Origin of the sequence: Mitsuokella sp. UBA4253, from assembly GCF_002395285.1 — a bacterium.
In the GTDB taxonomy this organism is placed as follows: domain Bacteria; phylum Bacillota; class Negativicutes; order Selenomonadales; family Selenomonadaceae; genus Mitsuokella; species Mitsuokella jalaludinii.
Genome location: NZ_DGWR01000016.1, coordinates 226,459 through 245,906, shown reverse-complemented (window position 1 = coordinate 245,906; position 19,448 = coordinate 226,459). Strand labels below are relative to the sequence as shown.

The 19,448-nt window shown below is 61.3% G+C and carries 15 protein-coding genes; 13 read left to right on the top strand and 2 right to left on the bottom strand.

The window, feature by feature from the left end; all coding sequences use genetic code 11:
* The first annotated feature begins 162 nt into the window (after positions 1 to 162).
* From B2X55_RS09850 to B2X55_RS09810, 9 genes are all read left to right on the top strand, one after another.
* Positions 163 to 1,098: a cation diffusion facilitator family transporter gene (locus B2X55_RS09850; protein ID WP_286821964.1), complete on the top strand. Its 936-nt coding sequence runs from the start codon at positions 163 to 165 to the stop codon at positions 1,096 to 1,098.
* Positions 1,099 to 1,240: 142 nt separating this feature from the next.
* Positions 1,241 to 2,137, top strand: a complete 897-nt coding sequence (locus B2X55_RS09845) for a hypothetical protein (protein ID WP_391510237.1) — start codon at positions 1,241 to 1,243, stop codon at positions 2,135 to 2,137.
* A gap of 151 nt (positions 2,138 to 2,288) precedes the next feature.
* Positions 2,289 to 3,248 (top strand): YybS family protein, encoded by a 960-nt coding sequence (locus B2X55_RS09840; protein WP_286821962.1) that lies wholly within the window; start codon positions 2,289 to 2,291, stop codon positions 3,246 to 3,248.
* A gap of 39 nt (positions 3,249 to 3,287) precedes the next feature.
* A complete protein-coding gene (locus B2X55_RS09835) occupies positions 3,288 to 5,297 on the top strand; it encodes a DHH family phosphoesterase (RefSeq protein WP_286821961.1) in 2,010 nt (669 codons plus the stop codon).
* Positions 5,269 to 5,712, top strand: coding sequence for a 50S ribosomal protein L9 (gene rplI, locus B2X55_RS09830; RefSeq protein WP_270528062.1), 444 nt, complete (start codon positions 5,269 to 5,271; stop codon positions 5,710 to 5,712). The genes B2X55_RS09835 and rplI overlap by 29 nt, the downstream gene beginning before the upstream one ends.
* Positions 5,713 to 5,780: 68 nt before the next feature.
* On the top strand, positions 5,781 to 7,709 hold the full coding sequence (gene lonC, locus B2X55_RS09825) for a Lon family ATP-dependent protease (protein WP_286821960.1): 1,929 nt from the start codon (positions 5,781 to 5,783) through the stop codon (positions 7,707 to 7,709).
* A gap of 2 nt (positions 7,710 to 7,711) precedes the next feature.
* A complete protein-coding gene (gene dnaB, locus B2X55_RS09820; protein ID WP_036377293.1) occupies positions 7,712 to 9,040 on the top strand; it encodes a replicative DNA helicase in 1,329 nt (442 codons plus the stop codon).
* Between the two features lie 113 nt (positions 9,041 to 9,153).
* Positions 9,154 to 11,031, top strand: a complete 1,878-nt coding sequence (locus B2X55_RS09815) for a glucose PTS transporter subunit IIA (protein WP_286821959.1) — start codon at positions 9,154 to 9,156, stop codon at positions 11,029 to 11,031.
* 62 nt (positions 11,032 to 11,093) lie between these two features.
* Positions 11,094 to 12,545, top strand: a complete 1,452-nt coding sequence (locus B2X55_RS09810; RefSeq protein ID WP_286821958.1) for a glycoside hydrolase family 32 protein — start codon at positions 11,094 to 11,096, stop codon at positions 12,543 to 12,545.
* A gap of 81 nt (positions 12,546 to 12,626) precedes the next feature.
* Here the strand turns inward: B2X55_RS09810 and B2X55_RS09805 are convergent, their stop codons facing one another.
* A complete protein-coding gene (locus B2X55_RS09805; RefSeq protein ID WP_036377296.1) occupies positions 12,627 to 12,860 on the bottom strand; it encodes a hypothetical protein in 234 nt (77 codons plus the stop codon).
* Between the two features lie 340 nt (positions 12,861 to 13,200).
* On the bottom strand, positions 13,201 to 13,647 hold the full coding sequence (locus B2X55_RS09800) for an RrF2 family transcriptional regulator (protein ID WP_036377161.1): 447 nt from the start codon (positions 13,645 to 13,647) through the stop codon (positions 13,201 to 13,203).
* Positions 13,648 to 13,839: 192 nt separating this feature from the next.
* On the opposite strand from B2X55_RS09800, the gene cysK reads away from it, so the two are divergent.
* The 4 genes from cysK to B2X55_RS09780 all read left to right on the top strand — a co-directional run bounded on the left by cysK (position 13,840) and on the right by B2X55_RS09780 (position 19,241).
* Positions 13,840 to 14,772 carry a cysteine synthase A gene (gene cysK, locus B2X55_RS09795; protein ID WP_036377164.1) on the top strand — a complete coding sequence of 311 codons (933 nt, stop codon included), beginning with the start codon at positions 13,840 to 13,842 and terminating at the stop codon, positions 14,770 to 14,772.
* A gap of 139 nt (positions 14,773 to 14,911) precedes the next feature.
* A complete protein-coding gene (gene trkA, locus B2X55_RS09790) occupies positions 14,912 to 16,264 on the top strand; it encodes a Trk system potassium transporter TrkA (RefSeq protein ID WP_036377167.1) in 1,353 nt (450 codons plus the stop codon).
* A gap of 1 nt (position 16,265) precedes the next feature.
* Positions 16,266 to 17,744, top strand: a complete 1,479-nt coding sequence (locus tag B2X55_RS09785) for a TrkH family potassium uptake protein (RefSeq protein ID WP_286821956.1) — start codon at positions 16,266 to 16,268, stop codon at positions 17,742 to 17,744.
* Positions 17,745 to 17,789: 45 nt separating this feature from the next.
* Positions 17,790 to 19,241 (top strand): TrkH family potassium uptake protein, encoded by a 1,452-nt coding sequence (locus tag B2X55_RS09780; protein ID WP_036377170.1) that lies wholly within the window; start codon positions 17,790 to 17,792, stop codon positions 19,239 to 19,241.
* Positions 19,242 to 19,448: the final 207 nt, after the last annotated feature.

Below are 19,448 nucleotides of genomic sequence, written 5' to 3'. Positions count from 1 at the left end.
CAAAAAAAAGAGACACTCGCGTGTCCAAAAAGCAAGAAACAATATGAAATATAAGTGCTTTTGAGTATGTCGATTGCTCGACAGACTCATTATAGCGGGGCAGATCTGCTTTGTCCAGCTTTTTCTCGGAATACCACAACGATTTTTTTAGGGGGCATATTCATGTCAAGGAATGCTGCCTTGAAGCAGCGGACAGCTTACTTGTCCATCATCTCGAATACGACGCTCGTCGTCCTCAAACTCATCGTCGGCATCTACATCGGCGCGGTCAGCCTGATCTCGGAGGCGCTCCATTCAGGCGTCGATCTCATCGCCGCGCTCATCGCCTTCTGGGCCGTGCGCAAGTCGGTGACGCCGCCTGACGTGGAGCACGACTATGGCCACGGCAAGTACGAGAACCTTTCGGCAGCCGTCGAGGCTGTGCTCATCGTGGCGGCCGCGCTCGGCATTGTCTACGAGGCCGTGGACAAGTTCCATGCGTCGGCCGTGCCGGAGTTCTTGAGCTACGGCATCGCGATCATGGTCATCTCGATCGTCATCAACTTCTTCGTCTCGCACCGCCTCATTGTCGTGGCGAAGAAGACGGGCTCGCAGGCACTCGAGGCCGACGGCCTACACCTGCGCGCGGACATCTGGACGTCCGTCGGCGTCCTGACGGGCCTCGTGCTCATGCAGGTCACGGGCTGGGCCTGGCTCGATCCGGTCATCGCCATCTTCGTCGCCGGCATCATCTTCCGCGCGGGCTGGCGCATGATTGTCGATTCGACGATGCAGCTGACGGATGCGAGCCTGCCGGAGACAGAGGAGCAGCGCATCCGCAAGATCATCGAGAGCGTGCCCGAAGTCAAGGGCTGCCACTGCCTCAGGACGCGCCGTTCGGGCTCCTACAAGCTCCTGGACGTGCACGTGCTGTTCGACGGGAACATGCATCTCTCACAGGTCCACGCAATCTGCGATGAACTCGAGCAGCTCATCCGCGAGGAGCTCGGCACGTTCGACATCATGATCCACCCGGAGCCGGCCGGCTACCATGACGTCGAGACGAAGGTCAGCCTCTACGAGGAATCGCAGGCCGAGGGCGCCCACCCAAAAAGATGAGCGGCTTTCCTTGCTATTTCCAAGGATCTATGCCAAAATAATAGACATAGGCAACATTCAAAGACAGAATGCCGGGAGAATCCCGACAATACGGGTCAAGGGGGAACGATACATGAAATTCCGCAAGCTCGTCAGCGCCGTCATGAGCGCTGTATTCTTCGTCTCGTCGATGGGCATCACGGCGGCCGCGACACCGGAGACGGTCCAGGACAAACTCGGCGCGATCGAGAAGGACACATACGGTACCATCCAGACGGGCGCGCTCGTCGACCGCATCAACAAGATCGAGAAGGACTACGACGGCTCGCACCGCAGCGGCAGCATGATGGCGCGCGTCAACGCTATCTACAACGAAGTCTACACGAACAGCACGAAGCCGTCGCTGCTCGCCGACCTCAATGCCGTCGAGTGGAATATCGGCCACGAGGTCAGCATGGAGCCTGTCGATTCCCGCATGGCGGACCTCGAGATGAGCATGATGGGCAAGACGGGGACGGGCACCTACAAGCAGCGCCTCACGGCGCTCTCGAAGGCATCGTTCGGTACGGCCGTCCTGCCGCTCGACCAGGTGCGCGTGCCGGCTGATACGCTCGTCAAGATTGCGCTCGTCACGCCGGTCGACTCAGATAACCTCAAGGTTGGCGACACGATCCGCTACAAGGTCGCGGACGATGTCATCGTCAACGGTAAGCTCGTCTTCGCCAAGGGGCTGCCGGGCGAGGGCACGGTGACGAAGGTCAAGCAGGCGCGCAACTTCGGCCGCAATGCAGAGGTCAACATCGACTTCAACAAGACGAAGTCGATTGATGGCACTTACGTCGACACGCACGTCGGCGAAGCGGCCAAGAAAGAGATGAAGAGCCTCGCGATGGCCGCCGGTGCAAGCCTCGCGGGCATCGCCGTCCTCGGTCCTGTCGGCATCGTGGCCGGTGCCTTCGTGCACGGCAAGGATGTCCGCCTGCCGGCCGGCACGGAGCTCTACATCCAGACAAAGGCCGATACGACGCTCTACGGCGTCGTGACAACGCAGGCACAGTGACCGGTCAAAGCAGTATATTGCTATGGAAAGACCTCGCGCAGCAGCGCGGGGCCTTTTTGCTAGGGGCAGATGCTTTAGTACCTGCTGGCAAGACAGGAACCGGTTCTTCTGATATAATGAAGAATAGTCTTAGTTTTGAAAGGATGAAGACATGACTTCACATAGAATCACGCCGCTCACAGAGAGTGGTCTCTTGTCGGCGCTGACGGTCATCCTGGCCCTCGCGGCAGTCTACCTGCCCGTGGTCGGTGTCGTGGCCTCGCTCGTCTGGGCCATTCCAGTCACCGTGCTCGTCGTGCGCCACGGCCTGCGCTGGGGCGCGATGGCCGTCCTCGTCTCGGGTGTCATCATGGCGCTGTTCATCGAGCCGACCATCTCGCTGCGCATGGTCCTGTCCTTCGGGCCGACTGGCCTCGTGCTCGGCTACGCCTTCCGGCGCAGATGGTCCGGCGCGCAGGCCTTCGGCACGACGCTCGTCGCGTCGGTCGCCGGCAAGCTCCTGACGTTCGGACTGCTGTTTCTCTTGACATCGGTCAACCCGCTCAACATGCAGATGGACGTCATGCAGCAGAGCTTTGACGAGACGTTTGCTGTCTATGAGCAGATGGGCATGGACAAGGCAGCCATCGAGGCGAGCCGCGCGCAGGTGCAGGAGGCGCTGACATACCTCAATCTGCTGCTGCCGTTCGTCGTCGGCGTCATGGGCCTGCTCGACGCGGCCGTCGCCTACATCGTCGGCAGTCGCGTGCTGCGCCGGCTCGGCGAGTCAGTGCCGCAGCTGCCGCCCTTTGCGGAGTGGCGTTTGCCACAGTTCTTCCTGTACCTGCTCGGCTTCGCGCTCGTCGGCATCTACTGGGGCGGCTCGCGCGAGATCCAGCCGCTCTACCAGGCGGCCTTTAACCTCAACATGGTGGCGATGGGCGCCGGTGTCATCCAGGGGCTCTCGCTGATGAGCTATGTGATGGACCGCTTCCGCGTGGGCAAGGTCATGCGCATCTGCCTCTACGCTTTCGTGCTGCTGGGCGGTGTCCTCATGCAGATCCTGGCCTTCACGGGCCTTTTCGATATGCTGTTCGACTATCGGCGCCGCTTCGGCCAGAAGAAGAGCTGACAGCAGGCATATCCGCATACTTGGGAATGAGGTGAAACAATGCCGCGGAATCTCTCGGCATGGATCGATCTTTCGATACATCTGTTCGTAATACTGATGCTCATCGGCATCCTGTCTTGCTACAACTATTTCATCGCTGCGATCGCCTTTGTCATCTGGCTCTGCCTTGCGTTCTTCGTGAAGGAGCGCTGCCACGACAGGTCGCGCCGCTTTGAGCGCTACTGCCGCAATGTCGTGCGCAACCTCAATGAGATGATGAACTACGCCATCGAGGACCTGCCGCAGGGCATCCTGATCGTCAATCAGGAGGGGCGCATCCAGTGGTGCAATGAGCGCATGGCGGAGTACGCCGGCAAGAAGCCGGAGCAGGACACGGATGTCAAGGATATCTGGCCCGCCGTCATCATCGGTCCCGTCTGGGGCACGGTCGGCGAGTACGTCTTTGCCAACGAGGACCGCTACTATCAGGTCCGCTACCGGCCTGTGCCCGTGCCGCCGCACCAGGCGCCCTTGATGGCGCTCTACGTGCAGGATATCACGGGCTTCGAGACGCTGCGCAGCTCGTACAAGCTCAGCCGCACCGTTCTCGCCTACATCCAGATCGACAACTACGATGAGGTCATCCAGGGGCTCGACGAGGCGGCTCGCACGGCGCTCCTGCTCTCGGTCAACCAGCAGCTCGACACCTGGATGAAGAGCCTCGGCGGCTTCATGCGGCGCGTGTCAGATGACCTCTACGTCGTCATCCTCGAGCGCAAGGGGCTCGACAAGGCCATCGCGGCTCGCTTCGACATCCTCGACAAGGTCCGGCAGCTCCACAGCGCGAACCGCCTGCCCGTCACGCTTTCGATGGGCGTGGCGGTGGCGGACTGCCAGAGCATGGCCGACCTCGGCACGCAGGCCCAGGCGGGGCTCGACCTCGCGCTCGGCCGCGGCGGCGACCAGGTCGCCGTGCAGATCGGCGGCAAGACGCAGTTCTTCGGCGGCCGCGCCAAGGCTGTGGAGAAGCACACACGCGTCAAGGCGCGCGTCGTCGCGCACGCCATCCGCGAGATCATGGAGGGGGCCGATGCCGTCTACGTCATGGGCCACCATAACGAGGACTTCGACTGCTTCGGCGCCTCGATGGGCGTGGCCAAGATGGCCCGCCAGCTCGGCAAGCCCGTCAAGATCGTGCTGTCTGACATGAACGAGGGCATCGGCAAGTTCGAGGACATCCTCAAGGACAACGAGGAATACCGGGACATCATCGTGCACGCGGATGATCTCGTGGGCACGACGGCACTCAATCCCGTGCTCGTCGTCGTCGACACGCACATCCCGCACCTCGTCGCGGCGCCGGCGCTCTTGGAGCGCATCCCGCGCGTCATCGTCATCGACCACCACCGCCGCAGCGAGCACTTCATCAAGAACCCGCTGCTCGTCTACATCGAGCCGGCTTCGAGCTCGTCGAGCGAGCTCGTCACAGAGCTCTTGATGTACTTCGGCGACGACCTCGTGCTCTCGCGCGTCGAGGCGACAGCGCTCTACTCCGGCATCGTCGTCGACACGAAGAACTTCGCCGTGCAGACGGGCGTGCGCACCTTCGACGCCGCGGCCTACCTGCGTCGAAGCGGTGCCGACCCCGTCATGGTCCGCCACCTCTTCCGCACGGACTATGAGACGACCGTCGCACTCGCGAAGGCGGAGGCCCGGTCGGAATTCTACGAGGGCGGCCTCATCGTCTCGACATGCCCCGAGCTCATCTCGAATGGCCAGGTCATCGCGGCGCAGGTCGCGGACTCGCTGCTGCGCATCGAGAACGTGCGCATGAGCATCGTCGTCTTCCAGCTCACGGAGGACACGGTGGGCATCAGCGCGCGCTCGACGGGCGAGCTCAATGTCCAGGTCATCATGGAGGCCTTCGGCGGCGGCGGCCACCAGAACGTCGCCGGCGCTCAGGTCAAGGGCGGCGATGTAGAAGATATCAAACAACAGGCAATCGAGATTGCCAAGAAGTACATAGAGGAGAATGATCAAGATGAAAGTAATCTTACAGCAGGACGTTAAGAAACTCGGCAAGAAAGGCGATATCGTAGAGGTATCGGAGGGCTACGGCCGCAACTTCCTGCTGCCGCGCAAGGCAGCAGTGCCGGCCACGTCGCAGAACCTCAATGTAGCCAATGCCCAGGCAGGCTCCAAGGCTCGCAAGGAGGCCATGGCAGCTGACGAGGCCAAGCTCATGGCCAAGCAGCTCGAGAAGGTCGAGGTCAAGATCCCGGTCCGCATCGGCGACGGAGGCAAGCTCTTCGGCAGCGTGACGGGCAAGGATGTCTCGGATGCGCTCAAGAAGCAGCACATCGACATCGACAAGCGCAAGATCACCATCCAGGGTGAAGTGACGGGCACCGGCGTCTATGAGGCGGTCATCAAGGTTCATCCGTCTGTCACGAGCAAGATCAAGGTCAGCGTCGTCGCAGAGTGATTGACACAGAAGAAGCCTCCTCGCAAGAGGGGGCTTTTTGATTCCAGATAGCAGACAGAGGAGGGAATATGTCCTTTTTCAATCGTTTTTTTCACCGCGATGAGCAGAAGGAAGTGGTGCCGCCCGCGGAGCAGCCGGAGGTGCTGCCAATCGACCGCGAGATCGACGCGCTCTACCAGGCGCTCATCGACCTCATCGGCACGGATTCGCTCGTCATACAGGCCGGCCGCATGAACGCGATGAATCTCCTGCGCTCCTCGGGACGCTGCGAGCGCGTGCTGGCCCTGCAGCGCATCCTCGACGAGGATCCGCTCCTGCATCCCGCCCCGCGCGAGGAGGACCTGCCAGAGGTGCTCCAGCGTCTGACGGAGCGCATCGCCGAGAAGCGCGCGCGCAAGGATATCGAGGACCGCATCGAGAAGAAGGTCAACGAGAAGCTTGAGCAGGAGCACCAGGACTACGTCGACGACATCCGCAAGCAGGTCATCAAGGAGGAGAAGCCTGATGCGGAATCGCCGCAGGACGCCGAGAAGCGCAAGAAGCTTGAGCAGCTCGACAGCATCCACCTGACGCAGTCGGTCATGGAACTTTTGCGCCCGCGCGACTTCAGCGAAATCGTCGGGCAGGAGCGCGCCGTGAAATCACTGCTCGCCAAGCTCTCCTCGCCGTACCCGCAGCATCTCCTGCTCTACGGGCCGCCGGGCGTCGGCAAGACGACGGCCGCGCGCCTCGTGCTCGAAGCCGCGTGCAAGAAGCCGTCTTCGCCGTTCCGTGAGGATGCGCCGTTCGTCGAGACGGACGGCACGACATTGCGCTGGGACCCGCGCGATATCACGAATCCGCTCCTGGGCTCTGTCCACGACCCCATCTACCAGGGCGCGCAGAGAACGCTTGCGGACAGCGGCATCCCTGAACCGAAGCCGGGCCTCGTCACAGAGGCGCACGGCGGCATCCTCTTCATCGACGAGATCGGCGAGATGGACGAGATGCTGCAGAACAAGCTCCTGAAGGTCCTCGAGGACAAGCGCGCCTACTTTGAGTCGGCCTACTACGACCCGACTGACCCGAAGGTGCCGCCCTACATCCGCAAGCTCTTCGAGGAGGGCGCGCCGGCTGATTTCGTGCTGATCGGCGCGACGACGCGCGACGCCGGTCACATCAACCCCGCCCTGCGCTCGCGCTGCGCCGAGATCTACTTCGAGCCGCTGACGCCGAAGCACATCGAGACCATCGTGCAGAATGCGGCGGCAAAGCTCGAGGTCGCGCTCGAGCCGGGCGTGGCGGCGCTGATCTCCGAGTACACGACGGAGGGGCGCAAGGCCATCAACATCCTCGCCGACGCCTACAGCCTCGCGCTCGAGAAGGCGAATGGAGAGATGGCAGGACTCACGATCGGCCGCGAGGCCGTCTACGAGGTCGCGCAAGTCTCGCGCCTCTATCAGTTCGTCACGCGCAAAGCGCGCCACACGGCCGTGCAGGGCCACATCTTCGGCCTCGGCGTCGCGGGCTTCCTCGGCTCCGTCATCGAGATCGAGGCCGTGGCCTTCCCTGCGCGAGAGAAGGGCAAGGGCATGGTGCGCTTCAACGAGACGGCCGGCAGCATGGCCAAGGACTCCGTCTTCAACGCGGCGTCCGTCATGCGCCAGCTCACGGGCAAGGATATCCACGACTACGATGTGCACATCAACGTCATCGGCGGCGGCAACATCGACGGGCCGAGCGCCGGCACGGCCATCCTCGCCTGCATCGTCAGCGCCGTGACGGGGAAGAAGATCCGCCAGGATGTGGCCGTGACGGGCGAGATCTCGCTCGCGGGCCGCGTGCGCCCGGTGGGCGGCGTCTTTGAGAAGGCGTACGGCGCGCGCCAGGCCGGTATCAAGACGCTCGTGATCCCGAAGGAGAACGAGCGCGACATCCCAGAAGACCTCTTAGGGCTCGACATCCACGCGGTGGAGACGGCCGAGGAGGCATTCCAGCTGATTTTTGAGGGGGAATGAAGATGGCACTACCAGATCGTGTGCCGCCTCAGAACATCGAAGCTGAGCAGGCAGTGCTCGGCGCGATGATGATCAAGAAAGAGGCGATCATCGAGGCGCAGGAGATCCTGCAGCCGGAGGACTTCTACCGCGAGGCGCACCGCCGCGTCTACGACGCGATGCTGAAGCTCGCGGAGAACGATGAGGCAGTCGACCTCGTCACGCTGACAGAGCAGCTGCGCAAGGACGGCGAGCTCGAGAAAATCGGCGGCATCCCGTTCATCACGACGATCGCCAATATCGTGCCGACGGCGGCCAATGTCACCTATCACGCGAAGATCGTCAAGGAGAAGGCCGAGTTGCGCCGCCTCATCGACGCGGCGACGGAGATCGCCGGCGCCGCCTATGAGGACTCGCAGCCCGTCGAGAACATCATGGACGCGGCCGAGCAGAAGATCCTCGCCGTGGCAGGCTCGCAGACGGCCAACGGCTTCGAGCCGATCAAGAGCATCCTCATGCGCACGTTCGAGCGCATCAACGTGCTCTACGAGTCAAAGGGCGGCATTACGGGCCTGCCGACGGGCTTCAAGGACCTCGACCGCCTGACGAGCGGCCTGCAGGCGTCCGACCTCATCCTCGTCGCCGCGCGCCCGTCAATGGGCAAGACGGCCTTCACGCTCAACATCGCCTCGTACGTCGGCCTGCACGGCGGCAAGGTCGCCTTTTTCTCGCTCGAGATGAGCAAGGAGCAGCTCATGCAGCGCATGCTCTGCTCCGAGGGCAGCATTGACTCGCAGCTCCTACGCACGGGGCAGCTCGGCGACGAGGACTGGACGAATCTCGTCACCGTCGCCGACAAGCTCAATCGCGCGCCAATCTACATCGACGACACAGCGGGCATCACCATCATGGACCTGCGCTCAAAGGCGCGCCGCCTCAAGGCGGAGCACGGTCTCGACCTCATCGTCATCGACTACCTGCAGCTCATGCAGGGACGGCCGGGCAAGAACGGCGACAACCGCCAGCAGGAGATCTCCGAGATCTCGCGCTCCCTCAAGGCGCTCGCGCGCGAGCTCAACGTGCCGGTCATCGCCCTCTCGCAGCTCTCGCGCTCCGTCGAGGCGCGCCAGGTCAAGCGCCCGATGCTCTCTGACCTGCGCGAGTCCGGCTCTCTCGAGCAGGACGCCGATATCGTCATGTTCCTCTACCGCGAGGACTACTACGACAAGGACACGGAGCACAAGAACCAGACGGAAGTCATCATCGCCAAGCACCGCAACGGTCCTGTCGACACGGTCAATCTCTACTTCCAGAAGGAGTACACGAAGTTCCGCGATATGATCCGTGAGTGACGTTTTTTTGCTTGACAAAACGCAGTCTTCGTTATACACTTGGAATATGAAAACGGTCTCATAAAGAGGAATCGAATCGAAATGAGAGGAAAAGAGAAAAGGGGGAAATCTTCATGAAAGAGATTCGCTTGAACAGTCCGCTCAAGGGACAGCTCATCGAATTGAAAGATGTCAAGGACCCGGCTTTTGCCAGCGGCGCTATGGGTAAGGGCGCTGCCGTCAAGGATCCGGAGGGCAAGGTCTTCTCGCCAGTCGACGGCACCGTCACCGTGCTCTTCGGCACGAAGCATGCCATCGGCATCCATTCAGAGGATGGTGCAGATATCCTGATCCACGTCGGCATCGACACGGTCAACCTCGGCGGCAAGTACTTCGACGCCAAGATCGAGCAGGGCGATGCAATCAAGAAGGGCCAGCTCCTGCTCGAGTTCGACTCGGAGGGCATCAAGTCGGCCGGCTACGACACGACGACGCCGGTTCTCGTGACGAATGCCTTCGACTACGACAAGATCACCGTGGCGCTCGGCGACAAGGAAATCACGACGGTCACGGCAGAGCCGGCTGAAGAGGAAGCCCCCGCTGCAGAGGCTTCTGCAGAGCCGGAAGAGGACTACAGCGACCTCCCGAAGGAAGAGCGCGTCGCCAAGCTCATCTGGAAGTACGTTGGCGGCCGCGACAACGTCCGCAGCGCAGAGCACTGCGCGACGCGCCTGCGCCTGATCATCAACGACAAGTCGAAGCTCAATGAGAAGGCCATCGAGAATATCGACGGCGTCAAGGGCCAGTTCTTCGCAGCGGCCCAGTACCAGATCATTCTCGGCACGGGCTTCGTCGACAAGGTATTCGACGCCTTTGTCGCCGGCACGGGCCTCGCCGGTGCCAGCAACAACAAGGCTGAGGCATACGCACAGATGTCGATGGCCCAGAAGATCTCCCGCACGCTCGGCGACGTCTTCGTGCCGATCATCCCGGTCCTCGTCGCGACAGGTCTTTTCATGGGCCTGCGCGGTGCCAGCCTGAGCCTCGGCGTCCAGTTCAGTGACAATGTCCTGCGCATGAGCCAGATCCTCACGGATACGGCCTTTGCCTTCCTGCCGGCACTCGTCTGCTGGTCTACGACGAAGCGCTTCGGCGGCACGCCGGTCATCGGCATCGTCCTCGGCCTCATGCTCGTCGCACCGCAGCTGCCGAACGCCTACGCGATCGCAGCCGGTGAGGCACAGCCAATCATGATGGACATCTTCGGCCTCAGCGTGCCGGTCGTCGGCTACCAGGGCTCCGTCCTGCCGGCCCTCGTCCTCGGCATCTTCGCCGCGAAGCTCCAGAAATGGCTCAAGACCTTCATCCCGGATGTCATCGACCTCATCGTCACGCCGTTCCTGACGCTCTTCATCTCCATGATCCTCGGCCTCCTCATCGTCGGCCCGATCATGCACTGGATTGAGCTCGCCGTCTTTGGTGCCATCCAGACGTTCCTCGCTCTGCCGTACGGCATCGGCGGCTTCATCGTCGGCGGCGTCCATCAGGTCATCGTCGTCTTCGGTGTCCACCACGTCTTCAATGCCCTTGAGGTCCAGCTCCTCGCCACGACGGGCGTCGATCCGTTCAACGCCATCATCACGGGCGCCATCATCGCACAGGGCGGTGCCGCTGCCGCTGTCGCAGCCCGCACAAAGAACAAGAAGAAGCGCGCTCTCTACGTTTCCTCGATCGTGCCGGCCTTCCTCGGCATCACGGAGCCGGTCATCTTCGGTATCAACCTGCGCCTCATGAAGCCGTTCCTCTACGCGCTCGTCGGCGGCGCCTGCGCAGGCGGCATTGCCGGCTTCCTGCACCTTGCCGGCACGGGCATGGGCATCACGGTGCTGCCGGGTACGCTCCTGTACCTCGACCACCTGCCGCAGTACATCCTCGTCAATGTCGTTGGTTTCGCCGTAGCGTTTGCTCTGACGTTCACGCTGTTTAACCCGGAAAAAGAGGACGAAGCGTAAGAACTCTATGAGGGCTGCCGTTACGGCAGCCCTTTTCTTGTTTGTATAGAAGGGAGATCCTTATGGAAAAGTTTGATAAGAAGGCCATCGATGCCAAGGTGGCGGCCGGCTTCCCCCTGACGGACCGCTGGCACAACCGCTTCCATCTCGAGATGCCGTTCGGCCTCATCAACGACCCGAATGGCATGACGTTCGCGAACGGCGAGTACCACATCTTCTACCAGTGGAACCCTCTGGGCTGCGAGCACAAGAACAAGTGCTGGGCACACGTGAAGACGCGCGACTTCGTCCACTACTCGCTGCCGGAGCTCTCGCTCTGGCCGAGCGACGAGCACGACAAGGACGGCTGCTATTCGGGCTGCGGCTTCATGGAGAAGGGCGAGGTCCGCGTCTTCTACACCTGCAACGCCAAGAATGACGGCGTGCGCACGCCGGCACAGCGCCTCGGTACCCTGCAGGCGGACGGCCATGTCGAGAAGGACGAGATCGTCGTGCCGGACAGTCCCGAGGGCATCACGGGCCACTTCCGCGACCCGTACCTCTTCCACCGCCACGGCAAGCGCTACTTCGTCATCGGCGCGCAGGCGGACGAGGAGAAGCCGCGCGGCACGGTCCTCATCTACAAGGAGACGAAGGACGGCTGGCAGAATCTCGGCGAGCTCAAGACGCGCCTCCAGGACTTCGGCTACATGTGGGAGTGCCCGAACATGCTGCACTTCGGCAGCTACGACGCGCTGATCTTCTGCCCGCAGGGGCTCGAGGCGCGCGAGTTCGACCGCCAGAACATCTACCAGGCCGGCTACATCGCAGGTCACCTGTCGCTCGACAGCATGGACATGATGCAGCACACGAAGTTCCAGGAGCTCGACCACGGCTTCGACTTCTACGCGCCGCAGGTCATCCAGCACGAAGGCCGCCACATCCTGCTCGGCTGGATGGGCATGCCGGACAAGGACGCAGAGTACCCGACGAGCGAGAAGGGCTGGATGTACAGCCTGACACTGCCGCGCGTGCTGACGCTGCGCCAGGGCCACATCTTTTCGCGCCCGGCCGCTGAGCTCAAGGCCCTGCGCATCGAGAGCACGGCCATCGACATCGATGCCGACATGGAGAGCAGCATTCTCACGCGCCTCTTCGACGGCTCGGAAGTCCTCTTGGACATCACGCTGGGCAAGGCGCAGAAGGTCACGATGACGCTGGCCTACGGCCTCGAGAAGACAGTCTTCTCGTACGACCGCGCGACGCAGGTCATGACGATCGACCGCACGGGCATGAAGAACGGCGGCCGCGGCGTGCGCCGCTTCAAGATGTTCGTCGACAAGGTGCTCTCGTTGCAGATGTTCGTCGACCGCGCCGCCGTCGAAGCTTTCTTCCAGCACGGTGAGGATGTGGCCAGCTTTCTCGTCTTCCCCGAGAAGAACATCCGCCCCGAGCTGCGCATCGAGGCCGACGCCGCACTAGAGACGGTCACGGGCCGCGTCTGGGAGCTCGACGCCTTCCGCTTCAATCCCTGACAGACGTAACTGCATATAGAGAAAGCCCCGAAGCAGCGGACTGCTTCGGGGCTTTCTGTCTTGCAAACAGGACTGATAGAATCAGTTATTTACAGCACGTTTTTTTGGTGGGGCCGCCAATGCGACTCGGCGGATACGCTCAAATGGAATCTCTGCAAATGCATAGCGGATATCCAGATAAGTATCGGAACGTGTGAATGTGATCTTTTTCAATGTGAATTTCGTGGTAGCTTTGATACGTTCGATATAATACTGTGCGTCTTCCGCGGAGAAGGGACCCTGTTCGATGATAACGCGGATATTGTCGATCATCATGGGAAACACCTCCAACAAAACCGACGGCATGAAAGCAGGAAACCGGGCGGGCCGACTCCTTCTGCCATGCACAGAAAACTTGCGGACTGTTGTAAGCGATGATAGGGATAGGGGCGTATTCCTTCACAACTTACGGCTATTATACTACAGTTTGAATCTGATGTTAAACTGTATTTTACGGCTATAGCGGGGAAAATGGTTCATTTTATGGAATTAATACCATATAGAGAACGTTTTCTATAAAAATTATTGCGAAATAGGCACATTTTCGCTTGAAAGAAGCGGCAGAACCATGAGATAGTCAAAGTTCTGCCGCATTTTGATGCTATGATGCTGTCAATCAGATGAAATACATGAGGCTCTCGGTCGATTTCTCTTTGTCGATGGCCGTGAGGATGTCGTCGAGCGAGACAGAGGAGAGCGTCTTCTGGATGGCTTCGTCGAGCGGAGTGAAGACGCAGGCGGCGAGTGCGCGGTCGAGTTCCGGCATCTTCTCCTGGGCGGCGGGCGCCGTTTCCTCCATCAGAGAGAGTTCGATGGAGGAGAGGATATCGTACGGCGTGATCTCGCGCGGCGCGCGTGAGAGCTGGTAGCCGCCTTGGCTGCCCTTGATGGAATTGACGAGGCGCGCGCGCTTCAGCAGCGAGAATACCTGCTCGAGGTAGATCTTCGAGATGCCGAGCTTCTCCGAGATACTGACGATCGTGACCGGCGAGCCAGAAGCGTAATTGCGGGCCAGGTACGTCATGGCCGCAAGCCCGTAGCGGCCTTTAGCAGAAATCTTCATCGATATTCCCTCATTCCTAAATAATCATATTGAAGATATATGTCATTCTTGTATGCTATATCATATTAGAAATACAGGAAAAAGTCAATCCCTATTGACAAGGCGCTGAGGCTGTGCTAATATATAAACATATTAATCATATATGTTTTAACTCGCACTGAAATGCACATGATATAAATGGAGGTATTCACCATGGGTAAAGTCTACAACAGCGTTACGGAACTGATCGGCGGCACGCCGCTCCTGAAGGCCAACAACTTCATCAAGGCCAATGACATCAAGGCTAACATCTACGTGAAGCTCGAGTACTTCAACCCGGCTGGCTCCGTCAAGGACCGCATCGCGAAGGCCATGATCGAGCAGGCCGAGAAAGACGGCAAACTGAAGCCGGGCGCTACGATCATCGAGCCGACCTCCGGCAACACGGGCATTGGCCTCGCCAGCGTCGCAGCAGCCCGCGGCTACAAGGCCATCCTGACGATGCCGGAGACGATGAGCGTTGAGCGCCGCAACCTGCTCAAGGCATACGGTGCGAAGATCGTCCTGACGGACGGTTCGAAGGGAATGAAGGGCGCCATCGCCAAGGCTGAGGAACTCGCCAAAGAGACGCCGAACTCTTTCATCCCGGAGCAGTTTGCCAACCCGGCCAACCCGGCTGCTCATGAGGCGACGACGGGCCCGGAGATCTACAACGATCTCGACGGCAAGGTCGATGCCTTCATCGCTGGCGTCGGCACGGGCGGCACTCTCTCGGGCGTCGGCCACTACCTCAAGAAGCAGGACAAGGACATCCGCGTCGTCGCTGTAGAGCCGGCCACGAGCCCGGTCCTCTCGAAGGGCCAGGCAGGCCCGCACAAGATCCAGGGCATCGGCGCAGGCTTCGTGCCGGAGACGCTCGACACGAAGGTCTACGATGAAGTCATCGCCGTGCCGAATGAGGATGCCTTCAAGTACGGCCGCCAGTTCTCCCATGTCGAGGGCGTGCTCATCGGCATCTCCTCGGGCGCAGCACTCGCTGCTGCCATCGAGCTCGCCAAGCGTCCGGAGTTCGAGGGCAAGAACATCGTCGCTCTGTTGCCGGATACGGGCGACCGTTACCTCTCGACGGAACTCTTCACCGAGTAATAAAGACACCTCCCACATATCACACGTCAGAGACAGGGGCCAGCGGCCCCTGTCTTTTCTTTGCCCAAAATTTTGTTGGATACGGGCGGAGATGGTATAATGAAAAGTATCATTTAATTTTGTATAGGAGGCTGCCGTCTTGCGTATTGTCGTGGTCGGAGCGGGCAAGCTGGGCTACAGCATCGCCTCGCTCCTCTCAAAAGAACAGTTCGACGTGATCGTCATCGATCACGATGAAGGCCAGTTGGAGGCCGTCAAGAACACACTCGATGTACTGACGATCTTCGCCAACGGTGCGAGCCCCATCACGATGAATGACCCCGATATCCGCGGGGCCGACATCCTCATCGCGGTGACGGCCAGCGACGAGGTCAACATGGTCGCCTGCATCCTCGCGAAGAAGCATGGCATCCGCCACACGATTGCGCGCATCCGCGATATGCAGTTCATGAGCGAGGCTAAGGACTACCTCAAGGAGAATTTCGACATCGACCTCATGCTCAACCCGGAGCTCATCACCGCCAACGAGATCAACCGCATCCTCATGACACCGGCTGCGCTCGATGTCGAGGACTTCGCACACGGCAAGATCCGGCTGTTCGAGACGAAAGTGCGTCGCTCGTCGCCGCTAGCGAATATCCCCCTGAAGGACATCGAGTTCCCGAAGGGCGTGCTGGCCGGCATGATCTTCCGCGACCACCGCATGATCATCCCGCATGGCGACGACTGTCTGCTGCCGCACGACAACGCCTATTTCATCGGCATCCCAGAGGAGATTGAGAAGTTCAGCCAGACCTTCGTGCAGCGCGACGCCCGCAAGCTGCACCGCGTCATCATCATCGGCGCGGGCCGCGCGGGCCGCGCGCTCGCGCCGATGCTCGAGAAGCAGGGCGTGCGCGTCAAGGTCATCGACAAGGATCCGGAGCGCTGCCGACTCATGGCGGACAAGCTCGTCGACGGCATCGCCATCTGCGGCGATGGCACGGACATCGACCTCTTGACAGAGGAAGGCGTGGCGGAGGCGGACGTCGTCGTCTGCCTGACGGAGGATGACAAGCTCAACCTCATGCTGGCGCTGCTCGCGCGCCACATGTCGCACAACAAGACGAAGACGGTCGTGCGCGTCGCGCGCAACGAGTACGTGGAGCTCATGGAGAAAGTCGGTGTCGACATTGTTCTCTCGGCCCGCCTGCTCTCGGCGAGCGAGGTCCTGGCCTTCGCGCGCCGCGGCGGCGTCGTCTCGGTATCGCTGCTCGAGGGCGCCAAGGCGGAGGCCGTCGAGGTCATCGTGCAGGAAGGCGCGCCTGTGGCGGGCAAGCCTCTGATGGAGGCCAAGCTGCCGCGCGCCTGCCTCGTCTGCGCCTATGTGCGCGACGGCGAGGCCGTCATCCCGAACGGCGCGACCGTCCTCCAGCCGGGCGACCGGACGATCCTCTTCATCCAGACGCAGTTCTCCAAGAAGGTCATGCAGTATTTCAAGGGCAGGGAATGAGATGATCAAGCTCCAACAGCGAAAACGCCAGCTGGACATCTTCTGGCTGCTCATGGGCGGCGTCGCGTCTATCGTGGGGCTCGCCCTGCTCGTGCCGTTTGCGGACAGCCTGATCTGGCACGAGGCGAAGAGCTGGGCCTTCCTCGTGCCGGCCGTGCTCTCTCTGGCTCTCGGCCTGGGCTTTGGCTGGCTCGGCCGCGACCACAAGCGCCAGATCAATGTCTGGGAAGGCGCACTCTTCATGGTGCTCGTCTGGCCGCTGCTCTCCGTCCTCGGCATGATGCCCTATGTGCTCTCGGGCGTCCTGACGAGTCCTGTCGACGCGTTCTTCGAGAGCGTGGCCGCCATCACGACGACGGGGCTCTCGTGCCTCGACTACGCGCGCAGCGACATGGCGCGGAGCCTCATCCTCTGGCACAGCATCATGAACTGGCTCGGCGGCCTCAACTTCATCATCATCCTGTCGACCGTCCTGCCGCAGGTCAGCGGCTGTTTCGGCCTGACGCTGTCGGCGCGCCAGAGCATTTTTTTCAGCCCTGTCTGGAACAAGATGGCCGAGTCGGCGCGTCAGGGCTTCGGTGTTTACACTGCGCTGACGGGGCTTTCGTTTGTTCTCTACCTGCTGGCCGGGCTCGACCCCTTCGCGGCCCTGACGCAGTCGATGGTGACGCTGTCGTCGAGCGGCTCGGCTGACCCGGGGTACTTCATCGCCTATGACAGCATCGCGCTGGAGCTCGCGGCCGGCATCTCGATGCTGCTCTCGGGCCTCAATCCGCTGCTCTGCTGGAAGGTCTGGGACAGGCTGAGCTTCCGGCTCATGCTGCGCGATACGGAACTGCAGGCTTACGCGGGGCTCTTTCTCGCGAGCGGTGTGCTCGTCGCCTGGAATCTCTGCCGCTCGGGTGTCTACGATGCGGCGGAGAGCCTGCGCTACGGCCTGTTCCAGACGGCGGCCTTCCTGTCGACGGGCGGCTTTGTCTCCGCGCCGTGCTGGGACTGGCCGGATTTCTCGCGCCTCGTGCTCTTCGTGCTCGTCTTTGTCGGCGGCTGCATCGGCAGCGCGGGCGGTGGCCTCAAGGTCATGCGCCTGCTCGTGCTCATGCGCATGGGCGTGACGGAAGTCCGCCACACCCTGCACCCGCACATGGTCGTCAGCATCAAGATCGACGGGCTGCCCGTGCCGATGAAGATCGTCGGGCGCATCCTGTCGTTCTTTTTCCTGTTTTTGAGCATCTTCATCGTCTCTACGCTCGTCATCTCACTCTCGGGCATCAGCCTCATGCAGGCGATGGGCGTTGCGGCGGGCTGCCTGACGAGCGCAGGCTCGACGGCAGATCTCTTCGGCATCATGAGCTTTGCGGAGGCGCCCGACTGGATGGAGCTCTTCTGCGCTTTCATCATGATCATTGGGCGTATCGAGCTCTTCTCGTTCTTCGTGCTGCTCGACGGAGGCATCCGCTCTGTCGGACGCCATTGGTGATTGGTTTTGTAAGGGAATCGATACAGATAGAAAGGAGGTTAGGGGATGAACTGGGATATCATCTGTTACGTGCTCGGGCGCCTCGTCCTGGCGGAGGCCGTCATCCTCGGCATCCCCTTTCTCATGGCGCTCTACGGCTGGGAGAGGAGTGCGCCGGCCTTTGCTGTCTCCATCTGCATCTGCGTGCTCGTGGGGCTCGCGCTGCGCGTCAACGGCCGCTCCGGCAATGAGCAGCTGACGATGCGCGAGGGTGCGGCCATCACGGGCCTCGGCTGGCTGCTCGCGACCTTCCTCGGCATGCTGCCGTATCTTCTGAGCGGCTCTTTGGGCTTCCTCGACGGCATCTTTGAGAGCATCTCAGGCTTTACGGGCACGGGCGCGACCGTCATGACGAGCATCGAGTCGCAGCCGTTCAGCATCCTGTTCTGGCGCATGATGACGCACTGGTTCGGCGGCCTCGGCATCATCGTCATCTTCATCGCGCTGCTGCCGCAGGCCGGCCAGAGCACGGTCTACATGTACAACGCTGAGACGACGGGGCCGACGCGCGACCGCGTCTTGCCGCGCCTGCGCGAGATGACGCGCTCGCTCTTCCTCATGTACATGGTTTTCACCGTCACGGCCTGCGTCATCTATCTCTTCTGCGGCCTCACCTTCCTCGACGCCATCGCGCACGCGATGAGCACGCTCGGCACGGGCGGCTTCTCGCTCTACGACGACAACGCCATGCACTTCGACAACCCCGCGCTCGAGGGATGGATGACCTTCTTCATGATCCTCGCGGGCGGCAACTTCGGCCTCTACTACCGTGTCTGGAAAAAGGGGCCGCGCGTGCTCAAGAACAACACGGAGTTCAAGGCCTACCTCGTGATCCTCGCAGCGGCCATGCTGCTGATCACCGTGAATCTCATCGATGCGATGGGCATGAAGCCCGTCGAGGCCTTCCGTTACGCGAGCTTCCAGGTCGGCTCGCTCTCGACGACGGGCTTCGTCTCAGCCGACTTCGACCAGTGGCCCGCTTTCTCGAAGGGCGTTTTGATGATGCTCATGATCAGCGGCGGCTGCGCAGGCTCGACGGCCAGTGGCGTCAAAGTCTCGCGCGTCGTCCTGCTCGCCAAGAACGCCTGGGCCGTCGTGCACCAGAAACTCAGCCCGCGCCGCGTCATCCGCGCGCACATGAACGGCATCGAAGTCGGCGGCGACATCCTGCTGCGCGTCGGGCAGTTCTTCTTCCTCTACATCCTTTGCATCGTCCTCTGGGCGCTGCTCCTGACCTTCGACGGCATCGGCGCCTTCGACGCCCTTGGCATCAGCATCACCACCCTCGGCAACGTCGGCCCCGCCTTCGGTATAGCCGGCGCCACCTGCAACTTCGCCGGCCTCTCTGACTTCACCAAGAGCATCCTCTGCATCGAGATGCTCTTAGGCCGCCTTGAACTCTTCACCCTGCTCGTCATGCTGAGCCCGGAATTCTGGAAGATCCGCAATCGCTGGTGAAGGTGGGAAAGTGTTGCGCAACGTTACTTAGGGGAATTCTTACCTGGCGGGGATACCTGTTTCGGCTTCGGCGTGGATCTTCATTTGTGTTTAGCGCTCTCGGGCAGATTGCGTGATGGGCGGCGAATCTTCTTTATGGTACAGGAGCAGCTTGAGGCCCATTCAGCGGAAGTCCGAAGCCGAAACAGGTCCACCCTGCCACGCGAG

Bases quoted from the DNA above. Each gene is read 5' to 3' on its own strand.
- B2X55_RS09815 (WP_286821959.1), top strand. From the start codon at position 9,154: ATGAAAGAGATTCGCTTGAACAGTCCGCTCAAGGGACAGCTCATCGAA.
- B2X55_RS09805 (WP_036377296.1), bottom strand. From the start codon at position 12,860: ATGATGATCGACAATATCCGCGTTATCATCGAACAGGGTCCCTTCTCC.
- B2X55_RS09810 (WP_286821958.1), top strand. From the start codon at position 11,094: ATGGAAAAGTTTGATAAGAAGGCCATCGATGCCAAGGTGGCGGCCGGC.
- dnaB (WP_036377293.1), top strand. From the start codon at position 7,712: ATGGCACTACCAGATCGTGTGCCGCCTCAGAACATCGAAGCTGAGCAG.
- cysK (WP_036377164.1), top strand. From the start codon at position 13,840: ATGGGTAAAGTCTACAACAGCGTTACGGAACTGATCGGCGGCACGCCG.
- B2X55_RS09850 (WP_286821964.1), top strand. From the start codon at position 163: ATGTCAAGGAATGCTGCCTTGAAGCAGCGGACAGCTTACTTGTCCATC.
- B2X55_RS09835 (WP_286821961.1), top strand. From the start codon at position 3,288: ATGCCGCGGAATCTCTCGGCATGGATCGATCTTTCGATACATCTGTTC.
- B2X55_RS09800 (WP_036377161.1), bottom strand. From the start codon at position 13,647: ATGAAGATTTCTGCTAAAGGCCGCTACGGGCTTGCGGCCATGACGTAC.
- rplI (WP_270528062.1), top strand. From the start codon at position 5,269: ATGAAAGTAATCTTACAGCAGGACGTTAAGAAACTCGGCAAGAAAGGC.
- lonC (WP_286821960.1), top strand. From the start codon at position 5,781: ATGTCCTTTTTCAATCGTTTTTTTCACCGCGATGAGCAGAAGGAAGTG.
- B2X55_RS09845 (WP_391510237.1), top strand. From the start codon at position 1,241: ATGAGCGCTGTATTCTTCGTCTCGTCGATGGGCATCACGGCGGCCGCG.
- B2X55_RS09840 (WP_286821962.1), top strand. From the start codon at position 2,289: ATGACTTCACATAGAATCACGCCGCTCACAGAGAGTGGTCTCTTGTCG.
- B2X55_RS09780 (WP_036377170.1), top strand. From the start codon at position 17,790: ATGAACTGGGATATCATCTGTTACGTGCTCGGGCGCCTCGTCCTGGCG.
- B2X55_RS09785 (WP_286821956.1), top strand. From the start codon at position 16,266: ATGATCAAGCTCCAACAGCGAAAACGCCAGCTGGACATCTTCTGGCTG.